Raw genomic sequence first — 5,941 nt, 5'->3', positions numbered from 1 at the left:
TTGCTTTTTCATTGCCTCTTTGGAAATCAGTGAGGACTATCCCCGCTTCTTTTAAAGATTGAACACTTTGATCTACAGCAGGTTTAATATTGACCGTAATGATTTCATCAGGCTCAATAAATTTAAGTGCATCTTCCACCTCGTCGGCATCTTTTTGAATACCATAAGGTAGTTTAACTGCGATGAATTTACATTCTCGACCTTCTTCTCGTAATTCATTCACCGCTAATTGCACTAACTTACCTGTTAACGTTGAATCTTGTCCTCCAGAAATACCGAGTACTAATGATTTGATAAATGAATGTGATTGAACATACGATTTTATAAAATGTTTGATTTCATTGATTTCTTTTTCGCTATCAATTTGTTTTTTTACTTTCATTTCTTTAACTACAATATCTTGTAACTTACTCATTTTCTTCCTCCATTTCCTTAACATGTTCAGCCACTTCAAAAATGCGTTTGTGTTTGTTTTCCCAACATTTTGCACTTAAATCAACAGGATATTCTTGTGGGTTTAAATAACGTTTATTTTCATCCCAAAGTGTGTTTAAACCTTGCATTAGATAAGTTTGAGCTTCACGTTCACTTGGAAGTTGGTATACAAGTTTGCCATTATCAAAAATCGTATGATGTAAATCTTTTGCTTCAAAAGACTTAATAAATTTCATTTTATAGGTATGAACAGGATGGAATAATTTAAGTGGTTTCTCAGCTGTAGGGTCTTCCCCGTCAAGTGTAATATAGTCACCTTCCGCCTTACCTGTTTTTTTGTTGATAATACGATAAACGTTCTTTTTACCTGGTGTTGTGACCTTTTCCGCATTATTAGATAACTTAATTCGATCGCTAAACGTTCCATCTTCTGTTTCAATAGCTGCCAATTTATAAACAGCTCCAAGAGCAGGTTGATCGAAACCAGTAATGAGTTTCGTTCCGACACCCCATGCGTCAACCTTTGCGCCTTGCGCTTTTAAACTTGTGATTGTTTGTTCATCTAAATCGTTTGAAGCAATAATTTTCGCATCAGTAAAGCCTGCTTCATCTAGCATTCGTCTAGCTTCTTTAGATAAGTATGCAATATCACCTGAGTCTAATCTAATTCCTATAAAGTTGATTTTATCTCCCAACTCTTTCGCAACTTTAATAGCTGTAGGTACACCTGATTTAAGAGTATGGAAAGTATCGACTAAAAAGACGCAATTTTTATGTCGTTCTGCATATTTTTTAAAAGCTATATATTCATCACCATACGTTTGCACTAATGCATGCGCATGTGTTCCAGAAACTGGAATATCAAACAATTTACCTGCACGTACATTACTCGTTGAATCGAAACCACCAATAAAAGCTGCTCTTGCGCCCCATAATGCAGCGTCAACTTCTTGACCTCTTCTAGTGCCGAATTCCATCAAAGTATCATTCATTGCAATTTGACGTATTCTACTTGCTTTGGTCGCAATTAACGTATGGAAATTAATGATATTAAGTAAAATCGTTTCTATTAGTTGCGCTTGAATCAAAGGCGCTTCAACTCTAATTAACGGTTCATTACCAAAGCATAATTCACCCTCTTGCATTGAGCGAATATTACCTGTGAACTTGAGTTCTCTCAAGTATTCTAAAAAGTCATCCTTGTAGCCTATTGTTTTCAAATACGCTATATCACTATCGGAAAATCCGAAGTTCTCTATAAAATCAATTACACGTTTTAACCCATTAAAAACCGCATACCCACTATTAAAAGGCATACTTCTAAAATATAAGTCAAAAATGGCAATTCTTTCGTGAATGCCATCATTCCAATAACTTTCTGCCATATTAATTTGATATAAGTCGTTCTGTAACATTAAGCTGTCGTCTTTAAATTGATACACACTTATCTCTCCAATCGACCGATTCATTTACAATTAGTTTATCATAATTCACATACTGTAGGTAAATGAGTTACTTGATTAATCTGAATCTTTTAATAGTTTAGATTTAATCATTTACAAAATCATTCTATACGACAAATTCATGACAATTGAATATTTTAACTGAGTATTTTTAAAACCTCGATTATAATACGTGTGAGGTGTTTTTAAATGTTATTAGATGAAGCTAGATCATTTATTCAAACTATGTATACCGAACTTAATTATGATTCAAGTAAAATAGCAGAGAGATTGAATGAAATTGAGAATGAAATCACACGTACAGGAAGTTATACGCATACTTATGAAGAGCTATCTTATGGAGCAAAACTAGCATGGAGAAATTCTAACCGTTGCATTGGGAGACTATTCTGGGACTCATTAAATGTAGAGGATGCGCGAGATATAGATAATGAAGAAAACTTTTTAGAAGCAATTTATCGTCATATCGATATTGCAACTAATGGTGGCAAAATCAAACCACTTATTACAATTTTCTCATCTCAAAATGCGCCCAAAATCTATAATAACCAATTAATTCGATATGCAGGTTACGATAACGCGGGAGATCCATCTGAAAAAGAAATCACACGTTTAGCTCAACATTTAGGTTGGAAAGGCGAAGGCACGAATTTCGATATTCTACCACTTATTTATCAAATATCGAATGGAAGCATTAAGTGGCATGAATTCCCAAATCACATCATTAAAGAGGTCCCAATTTGGCATGACCAATATCCAAAATTAGCAGAATTAGGTCTAAAATGGTATGCTGTCCCAATTATTTCAAATATGGACTTAAAAATTGGTGGGATTACCTATCCAACTGCACCTTTTAATGGATGGTACATGGTTACTGAAATAGGCGTACGTAATTTCACAGATAGTTATCGATATAATTTATTAGAAAAAGTTGCAGAAGCCTTTGATTTTGGTACACTTAAAAGTAATTCATTTAATAGGGATCGAGCACTCGTAGAATTAAATTATGCAGTTTATCATTCTTTTAAATCTGAAGGCGTTTCAATCGTCGATCATCTCACCGCTTCAAAACAATTCGAAATGTTTGAGCGAAATGAACAAAAAAATGATAGACACGTCACTGGCAAATGGTCTTGGTTAGCACCACCATTGTCACCAACTTTAACATCAAATTATCATCATGGTTATGATAATACTATGCGTTCAACAAATTTCTTTTACAAAAAAGAAGAACCTATGAAGTGCCCTTTTCATTAAGTTTTTAGAGGTGTCATCATGCGATTATATTACCTAGGTCCAAAGGGAACTTTTTCTTATTTAGCTTCACAAAAATTTATATCTGAAAATGAAATCGAATATTCAGCAAAAACTAATCTTCACGAGGTCATTAAAGCAGTGTCTAGTAACGATCGCTCTGTAGGCATTGTACCTATAGAAAATTCAATTGAAGGTACTATTAATATCGTTGCGGATTCATTAGCTCAACAACAAATTTATGCACATGGAGAAATTCACTTAGACATCAATTTTGCATTGTACGGTAATGGAACAGACAGTTTGAAGGACATAAAGAAGGTTTACTCGATTGCGCCAGCTATCAGCCAAACAACCAATTATATTCATCAGCATCACTTTTTATATGATTATACTGACAGCACGATTCAAAGTTTGGATAAGATTGATAAAGGTATAGGGGCGATTGCGCCGCTGGGTAGCGGAGAGACATATGGATATCAACCCATAGACAAACATATTCAAGATTACCCACATAATGTCACTCGCTTTTTAATAGTTAAAAATCATACACATTTCGACAAAAATGCGAATACAACGATGTTTTTAATTACACCACAATATGATAAACCAGGTTTACTGGCAAGTGTGTTAAATACCTTCGCACTATTTAACATTAATTTATCGTGGATTGAATCAAGACCATTAAAAACGCAATTAGGTATGTACCGTTTCTTCGTTCAAGCAGATACACCTGTCACACATGATATTAATAAAGTTATTACAATTTTAGAAACTTTAGATTTTAAAGTAAAACTAATAGGTTCTTTTAATAAAGAACAATAAATTTATAAGTGTTGGGAGTGGGACAGAAATATAATTTAGCAAAATTATTTTCGTTGTCCCTCTCCCAACTTGCATTGTTTGTAGAATTTCTTTTTAAGAAATTCTCTATGTTGGGGCCCGCCGGCAAGGATGGCTAGGATTGAAAGAAGCTTGATATAAGCGCACTTTCAATTCAGACATCTACTGCCAATATGTTAAAGAAAGCTGAGACAATTAATTATGTCCCAGCTTCTTTATATTCTTCCTTTTTGTTCATTCTTCAAAAATATGTGTGCGTTTTATTCTATATTGATTTTTTCTATTTGAAGAAATGGCTCTTCTTGGTTTAACGTAAGATCTTTAATATCTTCTAAATGTAACGTTTGAGAGGCGTCATCAAAATAATTACCAGCAATAAATACTTGATGATGTTTAACATTATTGTAATTTCTGATATGAATTGCGTCTCTTTCCATTTTTCCGATAAATATATTTCCGATGACGTTAAAGTTCTCACCTGCTTGCGTTTCCATCACTTGTCCTGTCACAGGATCAGCCGCATTTTTTCCATCTTTAACACCAAGGAAGCGTATTCCTCCATTACACATTCTAAATTCATTATTTGTAATGAATGTATTTTTAGATTTTAAAGGTGTTAACGCAAATTCATTCAGTTGGTCAAATATGTTATTTCTAATATGAATATTATCGTAAAATCTGTCATATCTGCTCGCGTGTGAACCAATCGCTCGGTTCCATGCTTTCATTTTCGGGTTATCGGAGTCACCAAAATAACAATTCTCTATAACTACATTCTTAGTAATCGTTCCATCTGTTGTGCCAAATTTAGGAAATGCGCCTGGGACTTGAATATCTAATTGCACCGCTTCAGAAAATGAACGGTCACCATCAATATCAAGAAATCCTTCAAATGAACAATTCGTAATATGTAATCCATTTAAGCCACATGCGTCTAGGGCGTGGCCACCTACAATATTTTTAAATGTCACTCCATTTAGTTGAATATCCTCTGCGTGCCCTATACTCATAGCAGTATTATTATATGGATAATCTCCCCCATTCATATCGAAGGTACCACCTTTAATATAGATATGACTATTACCCGAATAACCATAGTATAAAATATATGATTTTCCATTTTTTAGTAATGCATCTTTACCTACGCGCAAAAGTACCGCTTCATCATCAAGTAATAACGTCGTAGAATCATAAATGACTAGCGCTTTTCTAATATGGTAAGTGCCTTTAGGTATAAATACGGTATGTTCCCCGTGCTTTGCATAGTTTAACGCCTTCTGAATTGCTTTAGTATCCTTGTATTTACTTTCTCCTTTGAGTCCAAAATCTGCAGCATTAATTAACATAACAGTATCCTCCATTTTAATTGAAAATAAAGATTGTGCGGTTAAGGCGAACTCTATATACTAAAGTTAGATTTTATTAATGATATGTTATTTAATTTCAAAAATGAGTCAAACTGTCGATAAATTTTATCGCTCTTTGTCGAAATGCTCATCATTTTTTAATTACATATCAAAAAGTCTTAGTTATATATAAATATACCAATCTAATACTTTTTAAACACATTAGAGAGAGGATGTTTTTATGAGTAAAAATGCATTAATTATAGTGGATTATTCTGTGGATTTTATTGCTGATAATGGGAAACTTACATGTGGGAAGCCAGGTCAAGAAATAGAGAACTTTATCGTTGATCGCATTCATTCATACATTGATCATCAAGATGAGGTCATCTTTACAATGGACTTACATTATGAGAATGATCAATATCATCCTGAAACACAATTATTCCCTCCTCATAATATTTACGGTACGGAAGGTCGTAATTTATATGGAAAAGTAGGCAGTTTATATCAAACAATTAAAGATAATACACACGTGCATTATTTAGATAAAACAAGGTATGATTCTTTTTATGGCACTTCATTAGATAGCTTGCTAAG

The 5,941-nt window shown here is 33.5% G+C and carries 6 protein-coding genes; 3 read left to right on the top strand and 3 right to left on the bottom strand.

Annotated elements, in window-relative coordinates:
• Positions 1–415, bottom strand: a 415-nt coding sequence (nadE, locus tag HMPREF3264_RS11045; protein WP_070873343.1) for an NAD(+) synthase, incomplete at its 3' end; no start/stop codon positions are given.
• The gene (locus HMPREF3264_RS11040; RefSeq protein ID WP_037541845.1) at positions 408–1,877 is read right to left on the bottom strand and encodes a nicotinate phosphoribosyltransferase; all 1,470 of its coding nucleotides are present in this window, start codon (positions 1,875–1,877) and stop codon (positions 408–410) included. The genes nadE and HMPREF3264_RS11040, both read right to left, overlap by 8 nt.
• A gap of 210 nt (positions 1,878–2,087) precedes the next feature.
• Between HMPREF3264_RS11040 and HMPREF3264_RS11035 the strand changes: the two genes are divergently transcribed.
• Both HMPREF3264_RS11035 and HMPREF3264_RS11030 read left to right on the top strand, forming a co-directional pair.
• A complete protein-coding gene (locus HMPREF3264_RS11035) occupies positions 2,088–3,155 on the top strand; it encodes a nitric oxide synthase oxygenase (RefSeq protein ID WP_070830468.1) in 1,068 nt (355 codons plus the stop codon).
• Positions 3,156–3,173: 18 nt separating this feature from the next.
• The gene (locus HMPREF3264_RS11030; RefSeq protein ID WP_070873342.1) at positions 3,174–3,977 is read left to right on the top strand and encodes a prephenate dehydratase; all 804 of its coding nucleotides are present in this window, start codon (positions 3,174–3,176) and stop codon (positions 3,975–3,977) included.
• A 278-nt stretch (positions 3,978–4,255) separates the two neighbouring features.
• Here HMPREF3264_RS11030 and HMPREF3264_RS11025 read toward each other — a convergent pair whose 3' ends face one another.
• Positions 4,256–5,341 (bottom strand): glycosyl hydrolase family 28-related protein, encoded by a 1,086-nt coding sequence (locus HMPREF3264_RS11025; RefSeq protein WP_070873341.1) that lies wholly within the window; start codon positions 5,339–5,341, stop codon positions 4,256–4,258.
• A 241-nt stretch (positions 5,342–5,582) separates the two neighbouring features.
• On the opposite strand from HMPREF3264_RS11025, the gene HMPREF3264_RS11020 reads away from it, so the two are divergent.
• Positions 5,583–5,941: cysteine hydrolase family protein (locus HMPREF3264_RS11020; protein WP_141764497.1), on the top strand; the 359-nt coding region annotated here is incomplete at its 3' end.

It is taken from the genome of Staphylococcus sp. HMSC62A08, assembly GCF_001839105.1.
Lineage (GTDB): Bacteria > Bacillota > Bacilli > Staphylococcales > Staphylococcaceae > Staphylococcus > Staphylococcus caprae.
This window is presented reverse-complemented; position numbering and strand designations above follow the sequence as displayed.

What these genes read in the sequence shown, in the direction of transcription:
- HMPREF3264_RS11035 (WP_070830468.1), top strand. Translation starts at nt 2,088, where the DNA reads ATGTTATTAGATGAAGCTAGATCATTTATTCAAACTATGTATACCGAA.
- HMPREF3264_RS11030 (WP_070873342.1), top strand. Translation starts at nt 3,174, where the DNA reads ATGCGATTATATTACCTAGGTCCAAAGGGAACTTTTTCTTATTTAGCT.
- HMPREF3264_RS11025 (WP_070873341.1), bottom strand. Translation starts at nt 5,341, where the DNA reads ATGTTAATTAATGCTGCAGATTTTGGACTCAAAGGAGAAAGTAAATAC.